Source organism: Miltoncostaea oceani, assembly GCF_018141545.1.
GTDB classification, from domain to species: Bacteria; Actinomycetota; Thermoleophilia; order Miltoncostaeales; family Miltoncostaeaceae; genus Miltoncostaea; species Miltoncostaea oceani.
Map to the genome: position 1 here is coordinate 158,757 of NZ_CP064357.1, position 25,416 is coordinate 184,172.

Annotated in this window: 25 protein-coding genes; 8 read left to right on the top strand and 17 right to left on the bottom strand. The window is 71.0% G+C overall.

Features of this window, described 5'->3' with window-relative positions:
* The first annotated feature begins 75 nt into the window (after nucleotides 1-75).
* The 6 genes from IU369_RS19510 to IU369_RS23890 all read left to right on the top strand — a co-directional run bounded on the left by IU369_RS19510 (nucleotide 76) and on the right by IU369_RS23890 (nucleotide 5,237).
* The gene (locus IU369_RS19510; protein ID WP_217924902.1) at nucleotides 76-654 is read left to right on the top strand and encodes a hypothetical protein; all 579 of its coding nucleotides are present in this window, start codon (nucleotides 76-78) and stop codon (nucleotides 652-654) included.
* A 367-nt stretch (nucleotides 655-1,021) separates the two neighbouring features.
* Nucleotides 1,022-1,936 carry a hypothetical protein gene (locus IU369_RS19515; protein WP_217924903.1) on the top strand — a complete coding sequence of 305 codons (915 nt, stop codon included), beginning with the start codon at nucleotides 1,022-1,024 and terminating at the stop codon, nucleotides 1,934-1,936.
* A 27-nt stretch (nucleotides 1,937-1,963) separates the two neighbouring features.
* Nucleotides 1,964-2,860 carry a hypothetical protein gene (locus tag IU369_RS19520; RefSeq protein ID WP_217924904.1) on the top strand — a complete coding sequence of 299 codons (897 nt, stop codon included), beginning with the start codon at nucleotides 1,964-1,966 and terminating at the stop codon, nucleotides 2,858-2,860.
* Between the two features lie 4 nt (nucleotides 2,861-2,864).
* A complete protein-coding gene (locus IU369_RS19525) occupies nucleotides 2,865-4,214 on the top strand; it encodes a serine hydrolase (protein WP_217924905.1) in 1,350 nt (449 codons plus the stop codon).
* A 287-nt stretch (nucleotides 4,215-4,501) separates the two neighbouring features.
* The gene (locus IU369_RS19530) at nucleotides 4,502-4,732 is read left to right on the top strand and encodes a hypothetical protein (protein WP_217924906.1); all 231 of its coding nucleotides are present in this window, start codon (nucleotides 4,502-4,504) and stop codon (nucleotides 4,730-4,732) included.
* 52 nt (nucleotides 4,733-4,784) lie between these two features.
* Nucleotides 4,785-5,237 carry a DUF6636 domain-containing protein gene (locus tag IU369_RS23890; RefSeq protein WP_425516839.1) on the top strand — a complete coding sequence of 151 codons (453 nt, stop codon included), beginning with the start codon at nucleotides 4,785-4,787 and terminating at the stop codon, nucleotides 5,235-5,237.
* A 252-nt stretch (nucleotides 5,238-5,489) separates the two neighbouring features.
* On the opposite strand, the gene IU369_RS19540 is transcribed toward IU369_RS23890, so the two are convergent.
* The 17 genes from IU369_RS19540 to IU369_RS19620 all read right to left on the bottom strand — a co-directional run bounded on the left by IU369_RS19540 (nucleotide 5,490) and on the right by IU369_RS19620 (nucleotide 22,309).
* The gene (locus IU369_RS19540) at nucleotides 5,490-6,530 is read right to left on the bottom strand and encodes a pentapeptide repeat-containing protein (RefSeq protein ID WP_217924908.1); all 1,041 of its coding nucleotides are present in this window, start codon (nucleotides 6,528-6,530) and stop codon (nucleotides 5,490-5,492) included.
* On the bottom strand, nucleotides 6,527-6,919 hold the full coding sequence (locus IU369_RS19545) for a hypothetical protein (protein ID WP_217924909.1): 393 nt from the start codon (nucleotides 6,917-6,919) through the stop codon (nucleotides 6,527-6,529). Before IU369_RS19545 ends, IU369_RS19540 begins: the two co-directional genes overlap by 4 nt.
* A gap of 107 nt (nucleotides 6,920-7,026) precedes the next feature.
* Nucleotides 7,027-8,154 (bottom strand): S1 family peptidase, encoded by a 1,128-nt coding sequence (locus IU369_RS19550; protein WP_217924910.1) that lies wholly within the window; start codon nucleotides 8,152-8,154, stop codon nucleotides 7,027-7,029.
* A gap of 56 nt (nucleotides 8,155-8,210) precedes the next feature.
* On the bottom strand, nucleotides 8,211-8,723 hold the full coding sequence (locus tag IU369_RS19555; RefSeq protein ID WP_217924911.1) for a hypothetical protein: 513 nt from the start codon (nucleotides 8,721-8,723) through the stop codon (nucleotides 8,211-8,213).
* Nucleotides 8,724-8,812: 89 nt separating this feature from the next.
* The gene (locus IU369_RS19560; protein WP_217924912.1) at nucleotides 8,813-9,781 is read right to left on the bottom strand and encodes a hypothetical protein; all 969 of its coding nucleotides are present in this window, start codon (nucleotides 9,779-9,781) and stop codon (nucleotides 8,813-8,815) included.
* A gap of 212 nt (nucleotides 9,782-9,993) precedes the next feature.
* Nucleotides 9,994-11,466: a serine hydrolase gene (locus tag IU369_RS19565; RefSeq protein WP_217924913.1), complete on the bottom strand. Its 1,473-nt coding sequence runs from the start codon at nucleotides 11,464-11,466 to the stop codon at nucleotides 9,994-9,996.
* The gene (locus tag IU369_RS19570) at nucleotides 11,466-13,241 is read right to left on the bottom strand and encodes a hypothetical protein (protein WP_217924914.1); all 1,776 of its coding nucleotides are present in this window, start codon (nucleotides 13,239-13,241) and stop codon (nucleotides 11,466-11,468) included. The genes IU369_RS19565 and IU369_RS19570 overlap by 1 nt, the downstream gene beginning before the upstream one ends.
* Nucleotides 13,242-13,294: 53 nt before the next feature.
* Nucleotides 13,295-13,726, bottom strand: coding sequence for a hypothetical protein (locus IU369_RS19575; RefSeq protein WP_217924915.1), 432 nt, complete (start codon nucleotides 13,724-13,726; stop codon nucleotides 13,295-13,297).
* A gap of 10 nt (nucleotides 13,727-13,736) precedes the next feature.
* Nucleotides 13,737-14,687, bottom strand: coding sequence for a hypothetical protein (locus IU369_RS19580; RefSeq protein WP_217924916.1), 951 nt, complete (start codon nucleotides 14,685-14,687; stop codon nucleotides 13,737-13,739).
* Nucleotides 14,684-15,841, bottom strand: a complete 1,158-nt coding sequence (locus IU369_RS19585) for a hypothetical protein (RefSeq protein ID WP_217924917.1) — start codon at nucleotides 15,839-15,841, stop codon at nucleotides 14,684-14,686. Before IU369_RS19585 ends, IU369_RS19580 begins: the two co-directional genes overlap by 4 nt.
* Nucleotides 15,842-17,131 carry a hypothetical protein gene (locus IU369_RS19590; protein WP_217924918.1) on the bottom strand — a complete coding sequence of 430 codons (1,290 nt, stop codon included), beginning with the start codon at nucleotides 17,129-17,131 and terminating at the stop codon, nucleotides 15,842-15,844.
* A 99-nt stretch (nucleotides 17,132-17,230) separates the two neighbouring features.
* Complete coding sequence (locus IU369_RS19595; protein WP_217924919.1) at nucleotides 17,231-17,602, bottom strand: hypothetical protein; 372 nt, start codon at nucleotides 17,600-17,602, stop codon at nucleotides 17,231-17,233.
* Between the two features lie 252 nt (nucleotides 17,603-17,854).
* A complete protein-coding gene (locus IU369_RS19600) occupies nucleotides 17,855-19,003 on the bottom strand; it encodes an RNA ligase (protein ID WP_217924920.1) in 1,149 nt (382 codons plus the stop codon).
* Nucleotides 19,004-19,149: 146 nt separating this feature from the next.
* The gene (locus IU369_RS19605) at nucleotides 19,150-19,500 is read right to left on the bottom strand and encodes a hypothetical protein (RefSeq protein ID WP_217924921.1); all 351 of its coding nucleotides are present in this window, start codon (nucleotides 19,498-19,500) and stop codon (nucleotides 19,150-19,152) included.
* 338 nt (nucleotides 19,501-19,838) lie between these two features.
* On the bottom strand, nucleotides 19,839-21,428 hold the full coding sequence (locus IU369_RS19610; RefSeq protein ID WP_217924922.1) for a CHAP domain-containing protein: 1,590 nt from the start codon (nucleotides 21,426-21,428) through the stop codon (nucleotides 19,839-19,841).
* 274 nt (nucleotides 21,429-21,702) lie between these two features.
* Nucleotides 21,703-21,939, bottom strand: a complete 237-nt coding sequence (locus IU369_RS19615; protein ID WP_343233266.1) for a hypothetical protein — start codon at nucleotides 21,937-21,939, stop codon at nucleotides 21,703-21,705.
* Nucleotides 21,940-22,042: 103 nt separating this feature from the next.
* On the bottom strand, nucleotides 22,043-22,309 hold the full coding sequence (locus tag IU369_RS19620) for a hypothetical protein (protein WP_217924924.1): 267 nt from the start codon (nucleotides 22,307-22,309) through the stop codon (nucleotides 22,043-22,045).
* 465 nt (nucleotides 22,310-22,774) lie between these two features.
* Here IU369_RS19620 and IU369_RS19625 point away from each other — a divergent pair, with 465 nt between their 5' ends.
* Together IU369_RS19625 and IU369_RS19630 are read left to right on the top strand one after the other, a co-directional pair.
* A complete protein-coding gene (locus IU369_RS19625) occupies nucleotides 22,775-23,248 on the top strand; it encodes an HD domain-containing protein (RefSeq protein ID WP_217924925.1) in 474 nt (157 codons plus the stop codon).
* Nucleotides 23,249-23,989: 741 nt separating this feature from the next.
* Nucleotides 23,990-25,237, top strand: coding sequence for a calcium-binding protein (locus IU369_RS19630; RefSeq protein WP_217924926.1), 1,248 nt, complete (start codon nucleotides 23,990-23,992; stop codon nucleotides 25,235-25,237).
* The last annotated feature ends 179 nt before the right edge of the window (nucleotides 25,238-25,416 follow it).

A 25,416-nucleotide genomic window follows, 5' to 3' on the forward strand; every position in this document is an offset into this window, starting at 1 on the left:
TGCTGTGATCAGGGCGAGCTGCGGTGAGTACACCGCGGCGGCGGTCCGATGGCGGCCCAGAGGAGGAGTCTGCGGATGCGTCGGAATCTCCTGATCGGTGGAGGCGCCGCCCTCGTGTGCGCCCTCGCACTCCTGTTGATCACGACGGCGAGCGGGGGTCCGGATCCGATCCCGAACCAGCCACCGGGGGAGGGCCCCGTCGCCTTCACCGAGTTCGAGATCCCGCGCGCCGATGGCGGGACGGCCACCCTGCGGGCAGAGCGGGTGCTCTCCGAGCATCTGGACATCTCACGGGCGCAGGTCCTGGCCTCCGGTCCCGAGGGCATGGCGATCGTGGGGCCCGGGGTCAAGGCCGGCCAGGTGTGCCTCGTCTTCGAACAGCCGGGCGCCGATCAGGTCCTGACTTGCGCGAGCGAGCGGGAGTTCGCCAGGGCGGGTCTCTACGCGAGCGCCCAGCGCCCTGGAACTGAGCTGTCAGCCGCCTTCGTGGTGCCGGAGGAGTTCGAGATGATCACCTTGAACGGGACCCCGCTCGCCTCGACCAACGGAGCGGCCGTGTTCAGCGTCGCCCGTGGAACCGAGAGCCTCGAGCTCGTGGCCCGCTCGAGTTCGCGGGTGATCAGTCTGGAGGCGCGCCTCACTCCCGGCCCCTGACGCTCCCTGGTCACGAGCAGCGCGGGGCCCGGGGCGCCTCCACCCCTCGCGGCCCCGCGCGCCGTCGATCAGGCCGGCTGGGTCCGGGCATCGGCGGGGAAGTCCGCACCTCATCCCTTCCTCTGCGTCGCCTGGGAGGGCCACAAGCGATATCGAATCCCGCGTGGGTCTCGCCGTGTCAAGAGACGTGAATCCGGTGGTGTGAATCCCTCATCCCCGCTCGAGTCACAGAGCTGATGGACTCGACTTGCGACTAGCTGCCGTCGCTTCCTTCGACAGGTATCGTCCGCGCACCTGATTCCCCTTGAGGATGTCGGCTTTGTCGCAACGGAGAGATTGCGTCCTGTTTGTCGTCCTCGCCGCCGCGGTGGCGTTCCTTCTGGTCGCCGTCGGCTGCGGCAGCGGAGGCTCCGAGGCGGAGGGAGCGGACGGGGACCTCGAGGGTCCGAGCGTCTATGCCGAACAGGTGGAGGGGCCCCTGAACCGCCTCGGGACCTCAGCGACCCGGATGGGGGTGGCGTTGCTGTCGGCCTCCGAGTCCGAGGACCTGGTGAAGGTCCGCCGGACCGCTGACTCACAGATCCGCCTGGTCTCGCAGATCCAGTCGCGCATCGGGGCACTCACTCCCGGGGATGGCGACGCCCAGGATCATCGTCGCCTCCGCAACGCCGTGTCGCTCGAGCGCCAGTACCTCGGGCGCCTCGTCCGGATCACCTCCGGATCACCGGAGCGCGGACTGTCCCAGCTCCCGGCAACCCGGGCCCTCGGGGAGCGGATGATCGAGGCCTACCGCGGCTTCTACCGCGGCGCGCCGGATGGGATCCCACAGGGCGTGACCGACGCCGGCCTGCTGGACCTCTCCGGTGTGCGGCTCGCCCTCCAGGACGCCGTCGCCGAGAACCAGGCCGAGGAGGCCGCCTCCACCCGCTCCGCGCCGGCGCCGTTGCCTTCGCCGGTCTACCCGAGAGGCCCGGTCGTCAACGAGGAGGCCGAAGCGGACCGCATCTTCCGCAACATCTCCCGCGGGGACTACTCGGACCTCGGGGCGGCGGAGACCCTGTTCTCTCAGCTCCAGGGGACCTCGGATCCGCTGCGCGGCAATGCGGCCTTCAACCTCGGGATCCTGCGCTACGCCGCGGGCGACTGCTCGGGAGCCGTGTCCGCCTTCGGATACGCCGCGTCGGTCTCCGGTAACGCGACCCAGAACGCGATCCGGCAGCGGGTCCTGGACGACGCCTCCCAGACCGGTTGTGGCATCCCCGTGGCGTCTTTGATCGGATGAGCCAGTGTTCCTGACCCGGAGAGTGTGATGCGCGCCCGTGACACCGTCGTCTCGATCATCGCCGCCGTCGCCGCGTGCGCTCTCCTGGCCGGCTGCAGTGGCGGAGGATCATCGGACGGAGGCCAGCCTGAAGGCCAGGCAGATGACTCCGACAGTGCCTACGCCGCCCAGCTGAAGCCGCCCTTGAACCGCCTCGGCGAGTCGGCGAACAAGATGGGCCAGGTGCTGCTGTCGGCTTCGGATGAGTCGGATGTGGTGAAGGTGCGCCGCGCTGCGGACTCGCGGATCGGCCTCGTCTCACAGGTGCAGTCACAGGTCACCGAGATCGAGGTCCCGGACGGCGAGGCCCAGACACAGCGACTCCTGCGCAACGCGATCGCGCTCGAGCGCCAGTACCTGGGGCGCCTCGTCCGGGTCTCCTCCGGCGATCCCGAGCGAGGGCTCACGCAGCTGCCCGCCACGCGCGCGCTCGGTGAGCGGATGATCGAGGGATACCGCAACTTCTACCGCGTCGCGCCGGAAGGGGTCCCACGGGTCGTGACGGACGCCGGCCTACTCGACCTGTCGGGACTGCGCAGCGCCCTCCAGGACGCGGTCCCGGAGCCGGAGCCCGCGCCAGCTCCCACCCCGCGCCCGACGCCTCAGCCTGTTCCGGTGCCCTCGGGGTCCGCGGGGATCGACTACGACATCGTGGACAACTCCGGCGGCGAGGGCGTCCGATACCGGTACTCGCCGGTCCTGTCGAACCTGGTCCCGGGGAACGGTCCCTTCGAGGGCGACCAGCTCTCGATCAGCTGCTTCGTCGATGGCGAGTTCGTGCGCTCGACCAGCTACTGGGCATTCCTCAGCAACGGCTACTACGTGCCGGCCACCTACCTGAGGTTCAGCTACAGCGGGCCGGTCATCGGCGCCCGCTACTGCTGAGCCGATGGCCGACGTCCAGGTACTCAGCCCGCACGCGGCGGAGGCCTCCGACGGACGGATCGTGATCGTCGCACCCGCCGGTACCGAGCGGGTGCGGCTCACGATCGACGGGGAGCGGGCGAGCCCGAGGGTCGTGGCCCGGCGCGCCTCGGACGGTGGGGTGCGCTTCGAGCTCCAGAGCACCGCCGTCGACCGCGAGGGCGCCGAGCTCTCCCTCGAGGCGCTCGGTGAGGGCGGGGCGGTGCTCGGCCGGCAGATCGTCTCCGGAGTCCACCTGCTCGGAGAGGGTGCCTTCGGCTCGGCTGGTGCGCTGCGCCCGGCGCCCGAGGCGGCCGCCGCCGCGAGGCAGATCACCTCGGGCAGTTCCGCGCTCAGCGGGGTCAGTGTCGCCTGCTTCGGCGCCGGCAGCCTCGCCGAATCCGAGGCGCGCACCACGACGCGCGCCGGCAGCACCCTCAAAGCGGCGATCCTCCTCACCGCCCTCGCTCAGCGCGATGGTCAGGTGAGCGCCTCCCCGTCGTTCTCCACCTACCAGAGCGCGATCGTCGCCTCGGACAACGGGGCCGCGAACCTCGTCCTAGCTGAGGCCGGCGGGGGCGACCAGCAGGCCGGCACCGCGGCGACGAACGAGCTGATGGCCGACCTCGGCATGAGCGACACCGTCCTCGACGGCCCCTACATCCAGACCGCCGGACGCTCCCAGAAGCAGACGAGTGCCCGGGATCTGAGGCTGCTGGCGAGCGCCCTGCTCGAGACGGCACGCGACGGGTCGGGGGTGCTGTCCGAGCGCGGTGTCACCCGCGATGAGGCGCGCGCCGTCCTCGGCCTCATGAGCGCCGCGACCTATCCCGGGCTGATCCGCGAGCACGTCCCCGAGCCCGTCGCCCACAAGGCCGGATGGCTGGACGACCAGCAGAACGACCTCGCCCTGATCTTCGGCGGGCCCGGCGGGCCCTGCGCGGTCGGGATGGTCACCGAAGGCCTCTCGTTCTCCTCCGCCGACGTCCTCGGTGAGCAGGTGGCCGACCAGGTGCTCCCCGCCCTCGCAGCCGCCGGCCCTGATGACACCGCCCAGGCTCCGGATCCGCCGGAGACGACCCCTACGGCCCCGGATGCGCCGGCGGCCACCAGCACCGGGACGAGCACCGCGCCTGCCCCCGCAGCCACCCCTGAAGGCGACGAGGAAGTCGCTCCGGTCGTGACCCTCTCCGATGAGGGCGACGGTGGCCCTCCGTGGATGCTGATCGGGGTGGCGAGCGTCGTCGTCTTCATCGTCGCGGCGCTCGTCGCCCGCCGCGCCCAGGTGGTCCGGCAGCGCCAGCGTCGCCGCGAGGCGCGTCGACGTGGCCGTTAGGCCCCAGTCCGACCGACCCGCCAACGAGCGCCTACGTCATCAGGAGAGCCGGCATGAAGGACATCAGGAGAAGGCGCGGGGCATTCGGAGGCATCGTTACCGGATGCTGCGTCGCGGTCGGATTGGTCATGGGGGTGGCCCCGGGTTCAGCCCAGGCTCAGGACGCGAAGGCCGTATTCGACTTCGCCCGCGCCGGGTGTGCCTCCCAGGGCTGCGGAGTCATCCGTCCGGCCCGCTGGACGCCGAGCCGGGAACCCCGGTTAGGCCTCGGGATCGGGTTCTACAGGGTGAAGTGGTCGAACTGGAACCGGCCACAGGCGACCGGAAGGGGGCAGATCCGAGTCTGCGCCGGCGGATCCTGCCAGCGATCGAACGCCACCTTCGTCGTCTACCGGCCGACGTACTTAGTCCTCAGCGACTACTACTCGTGCCTGCGCTTCACCCGCACGACCCTCCCCGAGCTGCGCGGCGCGAGGATCGACATCAACCCGCGCCAGGACCCGTCGCCTCGTTGCTAGGCACCGCCCCCGTCATCTCGGCCGATGAGCCGCAAGTCCTGAGAGGACAACGATGAGATCAGTCTGGTGCGCGTCGCTCCTGGCCTTTGGAGTGCTCGCGGTGTCGACGTCTGCCGCGTCGGCGAATGTCGGAGCCGCCTTCAAGAGCCCCAGCGGGAACATCCACTGCTTCACGGCGACTGACGAGTTCGCGAACCGCTCGTTCTTCTGTGCCGTCTTCTCGACGGCCAGGCCAGCGTGCCCCCATGGAGTCAGGGCGAAGTGGGCGAACGTCGACTCCCGCCGGGCAGCAGCGGTCCGGTGCATGTCCGCGGCGACCGCCGCGCACCTTCGCTCCGGAAGCGCGGGTGGCCGTCAGCCGACCCTCCGATACGGCCGCACCGCCCGCTTCTTCGAGGGGCGCGTCACGTGTACAAGCCGCGAGACCGGCGTGAGGTGTGACCTGCGCTCGGGCTCGAGTCTGCGGATGAACAAGAGCCGCGTCGTCAGCTCCTCAGGGCGCTGACCGACCCCTATGCCCCCACGAGTCCTGGAAGGGCTGAGTGAACGACATCCGACCCCCTACGTCCGCCGGCGGTCCGAGGGTCCTCGCCTGCGGGCGATCATGAGCCTCCCCTCCGGGCGTGTGTCCGAACCACCCGTCGAGTGGGCGCGCGCCGCACACTCCGCTCAGGTCCGCTGTTCATGTCGTGGAGCCATGCCGTCAGCCGCCCGGCGCGCTAACGGCATGGCTCACCGCAGGCGGAGCAGCCTCAGCTCACGGTTCGGCCCCGGTGAGAAGCGCCGGGACGGCCGGCGCGGTGCATGGCGCAGGAGTAGTGATCCGGTATGCCTCTGACCGGACCATCTCCATGCACCATGACGGGGCGTTCACGGCTGCGGGTTCAACGATGAAGTCCCGGATCGTGAGGCCGCGCAGGTCGGCGCCCTGGAGATCGGACGCCAGGAGGGATCCTCGAATCGTTGCACCGCGTAGATCCGCTCTGCGGAAGGATGCGGTCAGGGGCTGATCGATTACGGCGCCGCGTAGGTCCGCCCCGGACAGATCGGCGCCCTCGAGGTAAGGACCCATCCGGTCGTCGCCCTCGACTGGGTCCATGGCTGATTCGAGGCGGGCATTGCGGAGGTTCGCCTCGCGCAGGTCCGCATAGCTCAGGTCCACCCAGGCAAAGGAGGTGCTGTGTAGGTCCACGCCCCGGAGGCGGGCGCCCCGCAGTCGTGCCTTCAGGAGGTTCGCCCTCGGGCCGAGGAAGACGTTGCCGGCGCGACGCCAGCCTGGTGGTGCGGATGTGGGGAGGCCAACCACCTTGACTGCCCAGAGGCCCGTCAGGACGGCCCCGGCGAACTTCGCCCGGGTGATGTTGGAACCGATCACCGAAGCGCCAGTCAGGTCGGCCCGGCGGAAGTCCGTCCTTTGGAGATAGGCGTACTCCATCTCCGCCTTCCTGAGATGGGCGCCGCGGAGGTCGGCCCCCTGGAGGCGGGCGCGTGTGAGATCCACCGCGCGCAGGTTCGCCCCGTCGAGCCGCGCCGATCTCAGATCAGCCCGACGCAGATTCGCTCCCCGCAGGTCTGCCTTCCGCAGGTCCGCCCCGCGCAGGTCCGCATCGACCAGGTCCGCCCCGCGCAGGTCGGCACCGACACAGGAAGCATCAGGCCTGGGTTCGCACCCGGCCCCCGCCGATACGCCGGGCGCGGCGAGGGTGAGCGCCGCGGCAATCACTGCCAACTGGCCTGCGCCTCGCCATGTCCCGGAGATCCCGCGGGTTCGGGCTGCGCGACACTCGGCCACCGTCATCCCCCGTAGTTGATGACCCGCACGAAGGTCGCCTTGGCGCCCTTACGCAGGCACCGCCAGTAGGCGTAGTCGATGCCTGTCGAGAGCTCCCGGTATCCGGCTGTGGAGCTTTGGGCGCTCTTGGCCCCTCGGGCCTGATCCCAGCTCCACCCGCCGCGACAGGTGAAGCCGTTGCTGCGAAAGGTCCAGGGGGCGGGGCTGGCAGTCGCCCGGTTCCTGGTCAGCGTTGCGAGGCGCCGCGCCGTGGGGCACTTGGTGCCGGTGGCACGGATGGCGAAGACCGTTTCGTAGCGGGTGAGGTCCTTGACGTCGGCGCACTTGTTCGCCGGCGCGGCGCTCGCCGTGGCGGGGATGAGGGCCGTTGCGCCTAACGCGATAGCGGCTATCACCGGACCCCGGAGCATCCGCCGCGCCCTCGGGGCGGAGGACCCCGGGCCTGCGGGCGGGTGGATACGCGTCGCTCTGGCCACAGCGTTCCTCTTTCGTCGTCGGGTGCTCAGCGCACCGTGATGTAGTTGATGTCGCGCGCGGCGTAGCTGAGGCCGGTGTCGATGTCCCGGACCTTGACCAGGAGGCGCCAGAGCCCGGGGCGGAGGCGGTTGCGGGGGATCGTCGCCTTGGCCTGCATGCAGGCGGCCGTCGCGCGTCCCTGGACCTTGACCGTGCGGATCCGGGAGAACCCGCGGGGCCCGTAGTTGAGGGTCAGGTCGATGCGCTGGCGGTTGCCGCGGCCGCCGACCTGGCACCAGTTCGCGTAGATCTGGACTCCTCTGGCCGTCTGGCTGAGGCGGGTGTTGCGCACCTCTGGCAGGCCGACCGACGGGTCGCTGCCGCGGGTGACCCCGATGATCCAGGAGCGGAAGAGGCCGGCGTTGGTGTAGGCGGCCGGCGTGTCGCAGTTCGCCGTGCCGAAGCTGACGATGCCGAGCAGCTCGGTGACGCTGTCGAACCGCACCAGCGGTCCACCCGAGTCCCCGAAGCAGGAGTTGGCCTCGCTCTGGGGCAGGCTCGCGCAGAAGGTGCCGAAGGGCAGTCCAAGGACGCGGCGGCACTCGTTCGCGCCGAAGACCGTCACCTGACCCGTGAGGAGCTCATCCGGGTTGCCACTCTCGGTTGCGCCCCATCCGGCCACCCACGCCTTGTCGGGGCCGATGGTGCCGGGGCCGATCTGGTCCCCGTAGCTCGAGGAGATGGGCAGGGGAGCCGCCGGCACCCCCTGGGCGAGTTCCAGGAGGGCGATGTCGTAGGGCCGTCCGGCGCGTCCCCCAGGTCGGCGCGCGGGGTAGGGGATGACGCGTGTGACGGCGATCCGCTCCGCCGGCTGGATCTGACTGAGCACCGCGCGCCCGGCGCCGACCTGGACCTGCCCGGGCTCGATGAACCGACCGCGGTCCTCGACACAGTGGGCGGCCGTCAGGACATAGGTTGCTGAGACGAGCGTCCCGGCACAGAACTGGGCCTTGTAGGGGTCCGGCTGGGCCGGGTTCATCAGGGCGACCACGAAGGGCCAGGCCTCCGGGTTCGCCGGCTGCCCGAAGACGATCGCCTCTGCACGCTCGGTGGCGCCGAAGAAGGCCAGCAGCATCGCGAAGGCCAGGATCCAAGTGAGGACGAGGCGGCTCACCAGGCGCTCGGGACCCTCAGATCGCTGCCGGGCGGGGCTCGAGGCGTCTCGGGCGCTCAACAGCTTGCCGCCCGGTAGGTCCCGTCGGTCCGCCATCCCGGCCGCTTGCCGAACGGGTTGCCTCTCGGGTAGCGCACCCGCACGGTCGCCCGGGTGAAGAAGAGGTAGGCGCCCTCGTCGGTCTGGCAGCGCCGCACCCGGGTCATCGTGAGCTGGGTCGGGTAGCGCCGGATCGTCGCATCGGCGCAGCTCGGCCGGCAGTTGTTGAACAGGCCGGTCCCCTTGCCGACCGCGCGACTCTGCCCGTAGGAGGGCCAGCGCAGGCCGCGGACAAGGAGCGATCCGCCGGCGCAGCCGGGACTCCACTCGCGCGGCCGGATCGATCCCCCGTAGGTCTCGAGGCCGCACGCGGCGACGAGCACCTTCTCGGCGTGGGGCTGCTGGATGGACTCGGCCCCGCGGCCTGAAACCGGCACGATCGCAAGCAGCGCGCAGGCGCACGCCAGGAGCAGCGCCGCGGTGAGGACTGGAACCGAGGGACTCGGTCGCTCAGTCGTGTAGTGGTTCACCGGGCGACCTCCGGGCGCCGGCTGTCGTGAGCGGGAGACACTTCGTGCACCGCGGTGCGGGGCCGCCCACAGTGATGCGCGCCTCGTCCTCACCGGCTGCGCCAGGCGACGCGCAGCTCCTTCGCACGGCCGGGGGTCCTGTAGGTCGTTCCCGACGCCGTGGTGAAGCTGACAGTGACGCGCAGCCATGCTCGCCCCGACCTCCAGATCTTCGGTGGAAGGGTCCAGCCGACGCTCGTCTGGGAGGGGCGCAGCCGCACGGTCCTCACAGCCGACCGGGATCCGGCGGGGGTGAGGTAGCGGATGCGTAGCTTCGCCAGGCGCCCGCCCGCGGCCCCCGGGGCGATGCGGATCGTCAGTGTCCGACCGGCTCGTCGGACTCCGGCGAGCCGAGTCTTTGGATCCAGCGCACGACTGATCGCCCCGACTTCCGGCTCCGTGCCTCCTCCGGTCTGAGGTGCGCCGCCCAGTCTGGAGTACGCACCGAAGTCGGTCACCATCAATGAGAAGCCGCCGGGCAGCTCAAGCAGGCCCGCGTAGGGTTCGGCCGTCGCGATCGGGCCCAGTACCAACATGGCCGGCCGATCGACGCCTGGGGTGTAGGGGCGGATGGCCTCCGGCGGGGGTGGCTCGATCCTGACCAGGTCGCTCCCGTCGGCTGCCTTGGTGACGGAGCTCGGGACCGTCAGCGGTGTCTGCCAACCCGGCCCCGCGGGCGTGTAGCGCGCCTCGTATCTCGCCGAGACCGGCGTCGTCCATGAGACCGGGACGCTCAGCCCGGCGCGGTGGTAGGTGTCGAGGTCCGTGGCCGGCCAGCTGGCGGACGCGGCGGGCTTCGGGCCGACCAGGAAGGCGTGGCCGCAGATCATCGGCGCGGCAGAGGAGTCATCGCTCACGCAGGAGCGGATCTTCCAGGCGCCGGCGGGGCGTGTGATGGTGATGCTGGGGTTGGTGCTCGGGGTCGTCTCGCACGGACTGAACAGTGGGCCGTCGTGGTCGAGGTCCCACGAGTAGAGGGCGGTGCCGACGACGTCGACGGGGTGGGCTGTGATCGTCACGGGCTCCCCGGGCGCCGGATTGGCAGGGGACACGGTGATCGTCGTCGGGAAGCCGACGGAGAGTCCGAGCGAGGGGAAGGCGAGGCAGATCGCTCCGAGGACCGCAACCACCCCCAGGTGCCGCAGGACTCGGAGCGACGTGGTCCGCTTGGCCGTGCTCCGATCTGGATCATCGCGGCAAGCGGGTACGGAGATGCTGACCGTTGAGGGGATCACCGTGCCACCAGCCCTGCGATCCTCGAGCCGAGGCTTTGGCCCTGGCTGATGCTGACGCCGGAGCTGTCGTAGGTGAGCATGACGGCGATCATGGGTCCCCGGTCGGTGTAGATGATCCCGGCGCCGTGGCGGGCCGAGTTGATCCAGCCGTTCTTCTGGGCGATCGGAGCTCCGGAGGCGCCGCCGGCGAGCATGCTGACGTTGTCGGCCCGCTGCTGGGAGGAGAGCAGCCAGCCGAGCATCAGGCGTGCCTGGTGGGCGGTGAGGCCGGTCTGCGCCCGGGCGCCGGGTGCCCCGACCGCGGAGGCGTGGATGGCGTAGAGCATCCGCCCCATGTCCTGGGCTGTCGTGACCCGCTGGGAGACGCTCGGCGGCGCCCCACCCGATGACGCACCGGGAAGGGAGGGCTGGAGCTCGGTGCCGACGATGTACTCGCCGGGGAAGGTGCTCGAGCGGGCGCCGAGCCGGCGCAGGCCCTCCTGGGCGGTCGCCGCTCCGCCGAGGCGACGCAAGAGGTGGTTGTTGGCGAGGTTGCTCGACCAGCCGGCCATCGCCTTCAGGTCGTAGGCGTACGCCGACCGCGCGGGTGCGCCGCCGAGCTTGGTGATCGTCCCGGCCATCAGCCCGAGCTTCACCAATGAGGCGGCGGGGAAGGCGGCGCCGGCGTTGATGCCCGCCGCCTCGCCGGTGGTGAGGTCCTGGACCCAGGCGGAGCGGTAGCGCGGCCCGCCGGCGGTGGCGCGAGACAACGCCGCGGCGAGGGTGCTGCTGCTGCGCGATCCCGGCGTCGAGCGCAGGCCGTTTCGGCCGAGGAGCCAGGCGCCGCGGGCCTGGACGCCTCCGACGGTGCGGCCTGCGCGGGTGAAGCGGATGCGGATGTCATAGCGCCCGTTCTCGCCGCGCAGGGAGAAGCGGGCACGTCCTGAGCGGATGTCGACGCGGGTCAGGGTGCGACCGTTGACGATGAGCTCGGCTTGGTCGGCGCGGCGGGGGGCGCGGGCGACGATCGGCCCGAAGAAGGCCTCGCTGTCGGTCGGGCTCATCAGCGGCCCGCTGCCCGGCTGGCCGCCTCCACCGGTGCGGCATGTCGATGCCCCGAGGGAGATCGAGCCGCGGGCGCCCTCAGCGGACCGTCGGCCAGCAGAGACATCCGAGGAGGACGGGCGATCGATGCCCTCCATCTGGCGGACGCGCCCGGAGGCGTAGCGGGCGAGCGAGCGCAGGAGCACCCGGCATTCCGAGCTCACCGGCGCACTCGAGCGCACGGCTTCCTGCAGGTCGCGGGCGGCGTCGTAGGCGCTCTGCGCGCCCTCGGGGGAGGAGGCACGCCCGGCGGCGGACTCGGCGGCGGGGTAGAGGGACCGGTGGGCTGACAGCAGCTCCGCGTCGGTGGCGAGGGCGCTCGGCGCGAGCGTCCCCGCGATCACCCCCGCGAGGACGAGGGCTCGAGCACCCGGCCGTGCCGGCATCAGTTGACCACCTGGAATGAGCCGACGGCGCTGCCACTGACGTTGTTGGTGAGGTTGTTGACGGTCACGGCGACCTCGTAGAAGCCGAGCGCGAAGCCGTCGCCGAAGGTCATCGAGATGCTGTTGCAGGCGCGGGTCTGGGAGGCGTTGTAGCTGTCCTGGGCGATGGTCGCCCCACCCCGGCGGATCTCGAAGGTGTAGAGGAAGTTGTTCACCGCCCCGGGCGTGCGGTCGCAGTACTCCGCGCCCACCTCGATCAGCGAGCCGAGGTCAGCCCCGTAGACGTTCGAGAGGACCGGGCCGCCGTCCACGCCGCCATCCCCGCCGGACCCACCGCCGCCCCCTGACCGCTCGTCGCGGTCAGCTTCCGCGGCGGTTTCGTCCTCGATGCGCTTGCGGTCCTTGATCGCGTCGTTGACGCCCGACAGATCGGCGAGGCCTGCTGAGGTGACCCCCTGGGGGAGGCTCGGGGCGAGGGCGAAGAAGGCCCGGTACTGGTTGAGGGTGCGCTGGGACTGGCTGCGCAGCCGCGCGAACTGCTCGCGCGCCGGGCCCGCCTCGAGGCCGTCGATCCGGGAAAGGGTCGTCAGGTAGGTGCGGTGGGCCTGGATGGCGCGCGAGAGCGTCCCGCGGGCGACGCGTTCCCTCGAGCGGCCGACCTGCAGGTCGGCGACACGGCCGCGCTGCTCCTGGACCACGGCGAGCTGCTGGGTCGCGGTCCGCGAGACGCGGGCGAGGTGGGCGGAGGTGGCAGTCCGTGCGAGCTGGCGCCCGGTGATCTCCGCCGAGCGGTTCAGGCGTCGCACCGGCCCCGTCACGGCGGTGACGAACTCGGCGGAGGGTCCGCGGGTGTTCGCCCCCGCGGCTGCGGTCGGCTCGTCGTCCCCGCCGGCGAGCAGGAGCACTCCCAACCCGATCGCGAGTGCGGCGATGACCGCGGCCGCTGCGGGGAGCAGCCACTTGGGCAGGCTCGAGCCAGTGCCCTCACCGGGGGGCGCCGTCGGCGGTGGGAGGTCATCTCCCCGGCCGCCGAGTGGTGGCAGGGGCTCGGTCGGCTGCGATCGTGCGACATCCGCCGCGATCGCTCCGGTTGCGGCGCCGCTCGCTGCTGCGCCGACGACCGTCGTGCCACCCGTGGCCTCGCGGCCGACGAAGGCACGGAGCTCCTGTTCGATGACCCCCTTGGGACCCTCGACGTACTCCTCTCCCTCGAGGATCCGAAGCGGGGTGTCGAGGACGACGGCGCAGCTGGCGGCGCCGGTCAGGGTGGCGCTCCGGAGGCGGCCGAAGTTCTTCTCGACCTCGATGTCATCGAGGGCATCGCGGCGCACCGAGAAGGCGATCACCCGGCCCTCACCGTCGTCGTCGACGCTGGCGTGGAGGCTCCGGGCGGGGACGGTGCTCTGCCAGACCAGCCCGAGCAGCCGCTCGGCGGTCAACGTGATCGCCCCGGTCCCGTGAGCGAGGGTCTGCCGGACGACGGCGTTGTCCCCATCCCCGACGATCGGGATGACGACATCACCGGTCCCCACCTCATCGATACCCCGCAGGACGCTCAAGGTGAGGGCTCCGGCGGAGATCACCGCCTCGATCTCCTCACCCGGGTCGAGCGGTCGCGCGTGCAGCGCGCCGGCGTCCGTCACATGGAGCTCGAGGCCGAGTTCCTCATCGCGTGCCTCACCGGCGCTCACCTCGAGTGGCGCGTAGAGGATGTCGTCCGGTGGCTCGTCTGCGGGACGACGCGGGGATGGTGGGTAGGGGTTGCGATCGCTCATGCCGGGACCTTGCTGGTGTCGGAAGGGTGGGAGCGTTCAGCCGGCGCGGGTCCTCAGGACCCGCCGCGGAGGTTGAACCGCTTGCACGAGCTGTGCTGGGAGGGGGAGCCGTTGACGTTCTGGGTTGCGGCCCAGCAGAGGCGAGCCGGCTGGGAGCGCAAGTTCCACATCCCGCCGAACCACGACGTCACCCCACCACTGGTCCAGCCGGAGTCGCTGCCGTCGCAGACGTTGATCCGGTGACGCCCGATCGCGCGCACGACGCGCCAGCCACCGGTGTTGTAGTTCGGCACCTGGAGCTGGACGCGGACCAGCGCGGTGCAACTGGAGGCCCCTGGCGGCGAGCTCACGACCCCCGTCGCCTCGAGGCGGTAGCCGTCGTTCTGGACGATTCGCGGCACCGTGATCGGCACGGCGGCGGCGTTCGCGGCGAGGGTGCCGAGTCCGATGGCGAGGGCGAGGGCGCAGATGCGGTGGAGCTTCATCGGGAGTGCCTCACAGGTCAGGAGGTGGCTCTGCGGGGGGTGGCGCAGCGGGAGGTGGCGCGTCGGGGCCGATCGCGAACCCGTTGGCGCCGCGGTCGGGGTAGAGGAGCTCGCTCGAGCCGGGCTCGGCGTCCGGGAAGATGCGGACGTCCGACCGGCCTCGCAGCGTCGATGCGACGACCAGGTCCCCCGTGCTCGTCCAGCCGAGGTCGTTGACACTCACGGCGGGCCCAGGCTTCCAGACAGCGTGCCAGGCGCCGGGGCGACCAACGAGGACCTGGGCGCCGCCGCGCTTGGGCGCGCGGACGACCGCGAGGCGCCCCGTCGCCGAGTAGGCCGGAGAGGTCCAGGTGGGGAATCGGTCCTTGGCGTGGCGCCGCGCGTGTCGCCAGGCCGCCCGCAGCGGCAGCTGGGGGTAGGCCGACAGGCGCCCCACGCGCAGGCTCAGGTAGTTGCCACCCGGCGGGTAGTAGCTGTACTGGCTGACGGCGACAGCCCCGCCCGGTGAGACGGTGCCCTCGAGGCCACCATGCAGGTAGCGGGTCACCCGCACCTCGGTGTCGAGGCGCCATACCGAGGTGCTCCCCCCGGTGCCGTTGCTCGAGCTGGTCAGGAGCTCCAGACCGGGCCCCCTCCGGATCCAGCAGCCGCTCTGGCCGCGGCGCAGACGGTCCGGGATGAAGGAGACCTCAGCAAAGACGATCGCCGTATCCGGCGACTCCGGTTGGAAGACGATGCAGTCATCGAGGCCGGGATCCCGCTGGCTCAGCCAGACCCGTCCGGCGCCGTCGATCGCGGCGGACCGGATGTCACCCCAGTCGGCGAGCGGGGAGAGTTCCTGCCCGAGTGTCCCGAGCTGAGCCTCACCGTCGGCTTCGACGGTGACGATCTGATCGGCGGCGGCGACCGCGGGCAGGGCCAGGCAGGTGAGGGCGGCGAGGAGGGCGGCCCGCGTCCTCATCGGCGCAGCAGGCCGCGTGAGCGCAGGTGGTCGATCACACCGCGGCTGACGGCGGTGGCGATCAGGTCGGTCCGGGCGAGGAAGGCGTCGTCGGTGGTGCCGGCTCCGGCTTCGACGATTACGCGGGCATCGGCGCGGGTCCGGTAGAAACCGTAGTAGCGCATCATCCGCGGGTTGCTGTTGCGCGTCTGGACACCCGTGAAGCGCCCGCGGGCGCCGTTGGCGGATGTGTAGATCCGCGAGAACCGGCTCGAGACGCGGTTGGCGAGGTCGCGTGAGCGGCGCTCGACCACCCCCGAGACCGTCGTCGCCGGACGGTGGGGTGCCGAGTCCGGGTAGGGAACGGGACTCGGGTCCCCGCCGCCCTCACCGCGGTAGTAGTTCTCGTTGGCCCCGGTGATCGCGTGGCCGAAAGCCGCCGCACCTTGGGGGATGTCGTGGTGGAGGCTGATGAAGACCGCCCCACGCGCGCCGCTCGGGGTCACCTGTCCGGGGGTCTGGCGGGCGTTCACCCCGGCGCGGCGCAGCTGGGCGACGACCTTCGGGGCGAGCGCCGTGGTGAAGCCGATCTCCGAGCCGAAGGGCCCGGATGATGCGCCGGTCTGGTCGCGGTAGCCGGGCTCGCGGGGGTCGGCGTGCCCAGCCTGGACCCACACGACCGGACGCGTCCCGGCGCCGGCACGCGCGGTCTCCGACCCTGACCCGTCTGACGGGGAAACCGGGGTCGCGTCAGGGGCGCCGGCCGGATCGGCGCCGGCCTTGCCGCCCGCCGCCTCGGGGTTCGCCGGTGTGGGTGTCGCCCCGTCTCCCGGCGCCGCCCCGGAGGGGGCCTCCGGCCCGCTCGGTGTCGCGGGGGTGACGGGATCGGGGACGGCCGGGATCGGCTCGAGCTGGACGCGCACCGGTGCCGCCGCCTCGCCGGTGGCCTGGGCGGCCGCCGGCGATTGTGCTCCGTCGCCTCCATCGCCGACCACCTGGTAGGCGCCGAAGGCGACGGCTGCGACAACCACGAGCCCGACGCTGCCTCCGATCAGCCGTTGGCGCTTCACCCGCTGGCGGCGCTCGAGGTCGAGTCGCCGCCATTCGCGTCGGTGCAGGGCCGAGATGTCCACCACCGGTGGCTCGTCGCGCTCCAGGTCGTCGAAACGCCCCACCTAGAACGGGTTGTACTGATCGCGGTTCAGGAAGAACCCGTTGCCGGAGGCGTTGCGGCAGGTGATCCCGTCGAAGGCGGAGTCGCAGGTGAAGACACCGCTCTGCCAACGCGAGCCGTAGGGGACGACCTGACCACCGGAGGCGACACCCGACCCGGTGCTCGGCGAGCCGACGCTCGGAAGCGCGACACCGAAGCCGTCGTTGGAGGAGGAGCAGAACAGGGTCCCGCCGGAGAGCTGGCAGCGCAGGTTCCCGGTCGGGCTCTGGAAGCTCGGAGAGTTGTAGGGGCCCGGTGAGCGGGTGGTGCTGCCGCCGCTGCGGCTCGGCGGCGGCGCCTCCGCATCGGCGATCGCCGACTGGGTCGCGCTGCGGAGCCCCGCGGTGTCGGCGAGGTCGGTGGTGGTGATGGCGTCCGGCGCGCCGGGGGCGAGCTGGAAGAAGGTGCGGTAGGAGGCGACCGTCGCCGCGCCGGCGCGGCGAGCCTGGTTGATCTGGCGCAGCTTGGCCTGGGTCGGCTCGCCCGAGGAGGCGCGGCCGAGTGCGACCAGGTAGCGGCGCTGGTTCGCTGCGGCGGCGATCAGGCTCCGGTGCGCCCGCTGATCAGCTTCGGTCACCGAGATGCGCGTCAGCGATCCGCGGGCGGTTTCGACGACGTCGAGCTGACGCTCCGCGGTCCGGTTGAGCTGGCGGATCTCACCCGGCTCGGAGACACGGGCGAGGGACTTGCCCGTGGCGACCGCGGACTTGGTCAGCTGGTCGAGCGGCCGGTTGATCTGGGTGGCGTAGGTCTCGGCCGATGCCCCCGCGGCGAGGTTCTCGTTCCCCTCGTCGTCGCCTCCTGAGAGCAGCAGGAAGCCACCGATCGCGATCATGCCGAGGACGAGGACCCCGATGAGGGTCGCCGCCCAGACCGGCAGCCCCGCGATCTTCGCCGGCGGCGGAGGCTCGGGCGGGCCGATGTGCCCTCCATCGACGCGTCGGGGCGGCACAGGCGGGGGAGGGGCGGCCGGCGGGGCCGCCTCGGCGCGCAGGACCTCGGCTTGGACCGGCTGCGAAGCAGCCGCGGCTGCCGGTGCGATCGCGGCCGGGCCCTCACCGAGGATCCGCCGCCGGGCCTCACCGAGCTCGGTAGCGGTGATCTGGTTCGACTCGTACAGCCGATCCAGGGCGTTCAGTCGTTCGCTGAGCGAGGTCTCGAGGCCGCTCGGGCCGGAGGGCGTCTCGCCCGCCTCCGGGAAGGGGGCGGTGTCATCGCCGTCCGGCGGCGGTGCGGTGCTCTCGTCGCTCATCCGTGGTTCTCCATCTCACAGGAACCGCCGTCCCAGCGAGACGGGGCCTTCATTTTTCAGGACGGGGTGCGCGCCAGTGTCGGCAGGGGCGCCGTGCGTTCAGTCCGCCGACGCCGGCGGTGGGGCGAGGCCGGGCTGGCCGTGGGCGGCCGCCGCGAAGTCGAACGAGCAGTTCGAGCAGCGCGTCACGCCCTTTTTGGCTTCTGTGCCGCAGGCGGGGCAGAGACGCCCCTTGGAGCGGGTCATCAGCCAGATCAGCGACAGGACGACGAAGCCGATGAACCAGAGCACGATGATCAGGCCCACGCCGATCGCGGTGCCGGTGTCAGACGCATCCACGCACAGCTGATCGCCGGGCGGGCAGTCAGTGGACGGTCGGCTGGAGATGCCGGCGATGATCCATATGGCGAACAGAGCCGACCAGATGACGATCAGCCAGCTCGAGACGCGGCGCGGAATCAGTCGACCCACGGTGTTCCTCTCCGAAGACCATGTTGCAGACGTTGCGAGGCTACCCGAGTCGAACCGCGTAAATCGCCTGCCCGAAGGTCGAGTAAGAAGAGGCGGAGGGAGAGTCTCATTGGTGCTGGTGCACCCAGGTGGATCCCTGACAAGGTAAGGCGAGTACCTAGTGATCCGTGATGACGTGGCGGATTGCGATCGGGCTTCGGGCCATGGATGAGGAGCCGTTGGTCTAGCTCCGAGACTCGACCGCTTTCCTGGTCAGGGAGCGGGCCGGCCCGCCCGCCAGCTCGAGCGAAGTCCCTCGGCGAGATCAGGCGCCACGCCCTCGGCGATCACCTGCGCGATGAACTCGTCCTCATCGGCGACGCCGTAGTCGGCTGCGAAGGCCTGAACCCTCTCGGGCGTGAAGGAGAACCGCGTCGTGTGCTGACTCGAGTACTCCGCCGACTTCATCTTCACGAGGGTCTGGCCGCCGTTGCAGCGGATGACGACCCCCTCGCGGCCATGGAGGCCACGAACGGCCTCGCGGAGCAGGCGCGGATCGCGGGGCAACGTCTGCGTGTTGACGAGGTCGACCCCGGAGGCCGCGGCGAGGCCCTCGAGCTCGCTCCGGCCGGCGAGGCGCGGCGGCCACGAGTGGTCGGACGCACCGATCAGGGTGAGGGCCGGGCGCGGGTAGCGGATCACGATCTGGTGCTCGGGTGAGACGAACTCGAACAGCATCGAGGCGTCAGGGCACAGTTCGGGATCCATCAGGTCCGGATGCCGCCGGGCGATGAGCTTGTGGAGGGGCGCCCCGATCGGCCCGGAGGCGTCGAGCATGCCCCGAGTCCGCAGACGCACCTGGCCGTCGATGACGCTGCGGATGATCAGCGAGCCGTCGAGCTTCTCGCTGAACCAGAGGTCGTCCTCGTTTCGGGCGAGGGCCTGGCGCAACCGCGCGGTGTCGCCGGCGTGCTCACCCCAGCCGTGGAACTTCGGGAACCCCGCCGAGACGATGAGACCGTCCTCGTCGACCACGAGGGAGCGCCAGTATCGCTCGCTCTGGGTGAAGTCGCTCTTCGAGGGCAGCGGCACGACCAGGCGAAGGCCGTCCTGCTCCTTGATGCGAAAGCCGATGCTCGGAGGGGGTGGGGCGACACCCACCGGCGCCGGCCACTTACCAGCCTCACTTCGAAGGGCCCAGATCCGCTGGACACCATCGGTGTCGCGCTCGAGGCGGATCAGCCGTTTCGCCACCAGGGCGGAGACGGTCTTGGTCGCATCGGCGGGTAGCCCGGCCAGGGAGAGGAGCTCATCCATCCGCCGGCCGTCGCCCTCGGCAGCGACTGCCGACATCAGGGCCTGCTGTCGCGAGGTGAGCCGCGTCTGCGCGTCGGTCGGTCGTGAGCCACGTGCCATGGTCATCTCAAGGTAGGAGACGACCGGGCAGCGGCATCGAAAGCTCGCGAGTTGCGCCCTCCGGGGCCCTTTGACTCGGCCCCCCGAAGGGGGGTGGACTTTGGCGCGGCCTACTGCGCCAGCTCCTCCTGATGCGGCCGTCCTGAGAGACCTCAGTAGCCCCCGGTCGTAAACCCCCTCACGCGGCCGAGCCGAAAGAACGTGTCGCGCTCATCGCCGACGGTGCACGTCAACGCCTTGCGGCTCGAGTAGCAGTTCCAGCCCGCGCCACGGCCCTCGATGCTGAACCGCCAGCTGGCGCCGAAGCCCACCGTCCGAAAGCCGGCTGGGCGATGTCTGATCGCTCCGCGGTGGGTGTAGTGGGTGGCGGCGCCGAACCCCGTTCCTCCCGGCATGGTGATGATCCGGCCGGTCCGGGGATGCCAGCAGACCAGCTCGATGTCGAGCGCACCGCTCGTCTGGACCTGGCAGTAGGTGGCCCCGCCGGTGGTGCGGAACTCCATCGCCGGGCGCTTCAGCGGGAGCAGGCCTGTGGAGACGGAGACCTGGATCGAATCGCCCAGAGACCAAGGCCATCCCGGCTTCCAATTCTGGACTGCGACTCGGTCGCGTAGCCCAGGGCGGACCACCCATCCGGCCGTGCTGAGCTCACCACCTGCGCTCTCGACCACCGAACGCGCTTCCGGAACGGTCAGTCCGATCAGATTCGGCGTGACAAGCGGGGCCGGTTCCGGCTCCTGGGCGACGGCGGGGCTGGGAGAGATCGCCATGGCGATACCGAGTGCGGTGAGGATGGCGAACCTTGGGAACAGGAGCCGCGGGTGTGGCTGGCGTCCCGCGGTCATCGGCGCACGAGCAGGTTGACCTTCGCGCGGGCGGGGAGGGAGACCCCGGCCTTCCGGCTGGACTTCACGACCCGGTCCGCGCGCCTGTTGGCTCGGCCGACGTAGGTGATCTTGCCGAGGCGGCAGCCAGAGCGCACGATTCCCTTGCGGGCGTTCGGGACGGTCTTGCCGGCGAGGCGGGGGACCCGGCAGCGCGCCGGCTTCGTCGTCGTGCCGTTACCGCCGGTCGTGCCGGTCGTGCCGGTTCCGCCGGTGGTGCCCGGCGTGCCACCGGAGCCGGTCGTGACCGGCGGGGTCTGCGTGCCGGGAGTCGGCGGCGTCACGACCGCGGGGGGAGCGTCGCCCGGGGGGACGTTGACCTTGGCGACGTCGATGAGCGGGTTGTTGCCCGGGGTGCCGCTGACGTTCAGGCCGTAGATCCAGATGCTGTGCCAGCCTGGGGTCAGGCCAGAGATCGTGCTTCGGAAGCCATGGAGGCCTCGTCCGTCGTGGACACGCGCGACGTCGTTGCGGACCCGGTTCGCGATGCCGAGGTCGGCCAGGCGGAAGCCCGAGCCGGAGGGGCCGTCGATGTAGGCGTGGACGCCGGTGGATCCGTTGCGGGCGTTCGGGTCCACTGTCCAGCCGATGACCTCTGCGCGTCCGCCGAGCAGACCCTCGGCCGATTCGAAGTTGCCGAACGGGGCGCCGGCGACCGGCTCGGGCACCGTGATGGTGATCGAGTCCAGCATCGGGTTGGAGCCGGGCGTGTCGGGCACGTTGATCGCGTAGACGCGGACGGTGTGGCGGCCGGGCGCCAGCTTGAAGGCCGCGGAGAAGCCGTGGGCGCGACCGCCACCGTGGACCCGCTCGACGTCCGGGCGGTCGATGTTGGCGATCGCGCTGCCGAGGTTCGAGTCCTCGACGTAGACGTGGACCCGCGTCGGCGTGCTCTTGGCGTTCGGGTCCATCGTCCAGCCGCGCACTGCCACGTAGCCGCCGTTGACGCCCTTCACCAGTTCGAGGTTGCCGAACGGGCTGCCCGCGGCTGGAGCCGGCGGCGGGAGTGGGGGTGGGGCCGGAGTGTTGACATCCTTGATGTGGATGAACTCTGTGGGGTAGCTGGCCTCACCACGACTGACCCTCCACCGCTTGCTCCCGCGCTCCCAGTTCGAGTCACTCAGGGACACGGTGGCCCCGGAGACGGCATCGACGTAGGCGACGTGGCCGGAGCCCGGAGCCCAAGGATGGCTCGAGCTGAAGAAGGCGATCGCACCAACCGCGGGCGTCGTGTTCACGGTGAACCCTTTGGCTCGGGCGTTCCCCGCCCACTCGAAGGCGTCGCCCAGATTGCCCGGGTTCGCCGCCCCATTGCGTGCGAGTCGGAACGCCACGTAGTTGGTGCAGTTGTTGCCCGCGCCATCAACGGGGTATCCCCAGACCGAGGCCCCCGTGTAGCCGAACTGACTGATGCACCCGATCCCCGACTGGTTGCAGTCGATGGTCAGCGCCGAGGCAGAGGGTGGACGTCCTAGCAACGCCAGGACAAGAACGCCGAGAAGCGTCCCGAGGAGCAGGCGCCTCGTAGCGGCTGTCTGGCTGGTCATCAGTAGCGTCATGCCCACTCCGGCTCTGGGTGCCTGAAGCGCGGCGCGGCATCATCCTCCGCCCGGAATCAACCCACGCTGGTCAGAGGGTTGTTCGGCGCGGTCTTTCACTCCGATCGAGAGGACGGTGTCTCGCTGCGGATCCGGAACATCACATGCCCGCGAGAACGAACCTACTAGCCGTCCGTGTAGTCATCACTGGAGCTGACAGTCGGAGCTAGGAGGCAGCCTTATCTCCTAAGGGGCCGACGCCGCGCGGCCCAGTGGTGCGAGATCAGAGGTTGGGTCCGATCCGGACCACGCGGCCGTAGACCGACGCGCGCGAGGTCCAGCCGTTGACGCGACCGTGGTTGTTCCCGATCTGGACCCGGTCGCGCTCGAGGGCGCGGATCAGATGCAGGTAGGTCGAACCTCCGACTCGCACGAGGACGATCTCCCCCGTCCTGAGCGTCGAGGGGTCGCTGACCGGAGCGAGCTCGACCTCCTGACCGGAGCGGATGCGCGGCGTCATCGAGTTGCCTCGCGGCCTCACGACCGCGTTCTCGCCTGAGGCCAGCCGGCTGATTGCCGCCGAAGCCCAGCTCACAGGGCGGTCACGACTTCGGGGACATGGGTCAGACTCCGGGGCCGATCGCAAGCACCTCGGGGTTGCTCGTGGTGATGATCCGCATCCGGTCGCCACCGAGGCTCATCAGCTCCGCCGCCTTGTAGACCGGCAGGGGCAGGACGATCACGTAGGTGATCCCCTCGGGAAGCGGAAGCGCCACCGCCTCGGGCTCGACCCGTCGCATCGCCGCGACGAACGCGGGAAGGGCGTCGGGGGAATAGGCGACGGGAACCCCGGTCGGCAGGTGGAGGGAGATGGTGTCGGTGATTGCCACGGGGTCGTCCTCGGTCGCTGGGGCGCTTGTCTGAGACGAAGCTACGACCTTGCGCGAGGGATGACGCTCCGCGGTCCCCGCCGCCGACCCGGCCCGCTCGGCGGCGCGGGTGAGGTCCCCCGCGATCGCATTCCAATCGCCCGCGAGGGCCCGCCTGTCCGCGGCGAGGCCTTGCGATACGCGATGGGAGGGGGGCCGCGGGCCGGAGGGGGAGGGGAAGATGTTGAGGATGCTCGCCGCGCCGGCGAGGAAGGCCTGCCATCCGGTCATGCCGGAGGACACGACTCTGGGCACGCGGGAGGGCCGTCGGGAGCGGGGCATCGACGGGCGACGATAGGGGGCTACGGGTCCCCGCCGACCCGATCTCGCCCCGGCCGCCAGCCTGGTCAGGCGCTTCGTCGCCCCACCTCGGGGTCGGGATGGAGAAGTCCATGCAGGCGCTGACATCCGCCGTAGCGTCCATACATGGAGACGGTCATCGACAGGGCACGCGAGCTCGCGATCGCCCGCCACGCCGATCAGAGGTACGGGCCCCATCCGTATGAGTACCACCTCGCCGCGGTGGAGTCGGTGCTCCGGCGCTACCACGTCCGTGATGCCGAGCTGCTGTCCGCTGCGTGGCTCCACGATGTCGTCGAGGACTGCGGCACGGGCATCGGCGAGATCGAGATGCGCTTCGGCGAGCGCGTCGCCTCCCTGGTCTGGGCCGTCACGGACAGTCCCGGGCCGAACCGTCGCGCGCGCAAGGCCGCGACCCACCTCAAGATCCGCTGCACCCCCGGCGCCGCCGTCCTGAAGGCCGCTGACCGGATCGCCAACTGCGAGGAGTCAGGGAAGCTCGGGATGTACCGCCGGGAGCACCCTGAGTTCCGTCGCGTCCTCGTCGCCGGCGGCGCTCCCGCCGTCATGCTCGGCCACCTGGACGCCCTGCTCACCTGAGGGTGAGCCCGCCTCGTTGCCTCCCAGAGCACGGTCGCGTCTCATCTGGCGGACGCGCGCGAAGTTCAGGTCGCTGAGACGCCGCGCGTCCTCGAGCGCCTCCCCGCTCAGGGCGAAGCCCGGACCCTCACGGGAGAGGACGTAGAAGGCCCCGGGCGCGACTCCGTCGATGAAGGCTTGGGTGGCTGAGGTCCTCTCGTGTCCGGACATGGGCTCAGCGTGCCACCCGGCGCCGGTCGGGCGCTCGGAATTGAGGTGCGAGAACCCGTCCCACTTTAGGAACCCCGACCACACCGGCGAGGGCTCGAGCGCAGGCCGGTGCGGTTGCGTCTGGCGCACCCGTCTGCGCATGATCGCCGGAATCGCTGACTGAGCGTCAGTGCGTGCGCCGGAGAGGAGCACGAGTGGCCACGTGCGTCGTCATCCGACGGACGCTCTGTGTGTCGAGGGGCGCGGTCGGCGTCCGCGACTTCATCGCCCGGCCCAACGTGACCGTCCGCGCGGGTGGGAGCTACCTGGCACGAAGGCCGTGAGAGCGGCTCCTCGGCAAGGACCATGTGGGGGCAGATGTCGCGCGCTGAGGTTGCGAACCTGGCCGTCGCCAGGTGGCAACGTGAATCACGGCGGCACACGGACGATGCCTGGTGGCGAGGTGTCCACGAGCGACCTGTTCAGAGCGGGGAAGATCCGGTGGGCGTCGGCCGTCGGGTGCAGGAGAGGCCCCGACGACTTGGAGCGATCATGAGGTTGAAGACCGCCGCCGCGACCGACGCCCCCGCCGCGCCTCTGCGCCGCAGGCACCGGGCGCGGCCCCCCGTCGCGTTGATCACCCTGGGGGTCGTCGCCTCGCTGAGCGGTGCGGCGCCGGCGCTCGGGGCCGGGGAGAACCGGATCGAGGGGTCCACGGGGCCTGACCTGCTGATCGGGACGACCGGACCCGACCTGATCGTCGGGGGTGACGGCAACGATGTCATCGACGGCCGCGGCGGCAACGACATCATCGACCCCGGACCGGGGGAGGACACCGTCACCGCCGGCGAGGGGAACGACATCGTGGATCTCCGCGACGGGGAGCGCGACGTCGTGATCTGCCAACCGGGGGGCGAGGTCGTCATCGGCGCGGACCCGATCGACCGTGTCCGCGGCGGGTGCAACCGCAGCGAAGTGACGATCGGGCCGGGTGAGCTTCGCCGGCGCACCACCGGACCGATCCGCTCGAATGCGCCGCTTCACGTCGTCTACGACTTCGCGGCGGTCGCCCGTGTGCTCCACGACGGCGCCCCTGGTCTGCCCGGACTCGGTTCTGTCCGCACGTCGGCGCGCCAGTACCCGTTGGGGGATCCCTTCCCCGCCGACCGCTGGCTGAGCAAGGTCGGCCACTCCGACCTCGAGCGCCTGTCGGCACCGGCGATGGCGGCCTTCCTCGCCGCCCGGATCAAGCAGTACCGGATCGGCCCCCGCCTCCAGGCCGACTTCGTCGCCATCGACGAGGTCGGTGTCGACGCCCAGGACGATGGCTTCGGTCCGCGTCTGCACGCGGCGATGAAGATCCTCGCCCGGCGCACCCACGGCCCGACCGGTCAGCCCCTCTCGCGCCGGGTCCTGATGTACGCCGCTCCGAAGTTCGTCGCGAACGTCGGCGAGCCGAACGACCGCGAGGACTGGGACTCGGCGATCGCCGCGGCGCGTCTGAGCGGCGGGGTCTACCTCCAGATGTACCACGCCGAGAACGGCCGGGTGACGAGCGTCGCCACCGAGGCTGAGTGGCGCGACTACCTGCCGAAGTGGAGCCGCGAGCTCGCCTCCTCGGGCTCCACGTTGCGGGTCCTCTTCACCGCGGGACGGCCGAGCCAGGCGACCCAGTGGAAGTGGGCGACCGCGACCGCCGCCGGCCGCAACGCCGTACGGGCGGGTTCGGGCGCCTACCGCCTCGGATCGGCGTCTGAGGCCCGCGCGTGGCTGCAGAACTGGAACCGCCATGCCCGCTGAGAAGGCCGGGAACCAGAGGGACCTTACGGACCGGGCGCGCGGTCGCGGCCGGTCATCCGCGACGCCAGGACCGTGCGGCCCGGGACGCCCTGGTCGGGCTTTCCTTGCGGGTCCCACGTGAGACGGAGAGGCGGGTTCACGATGAGGCGGCATCGTCTCCGGTTCGCGTTCGTACCAGT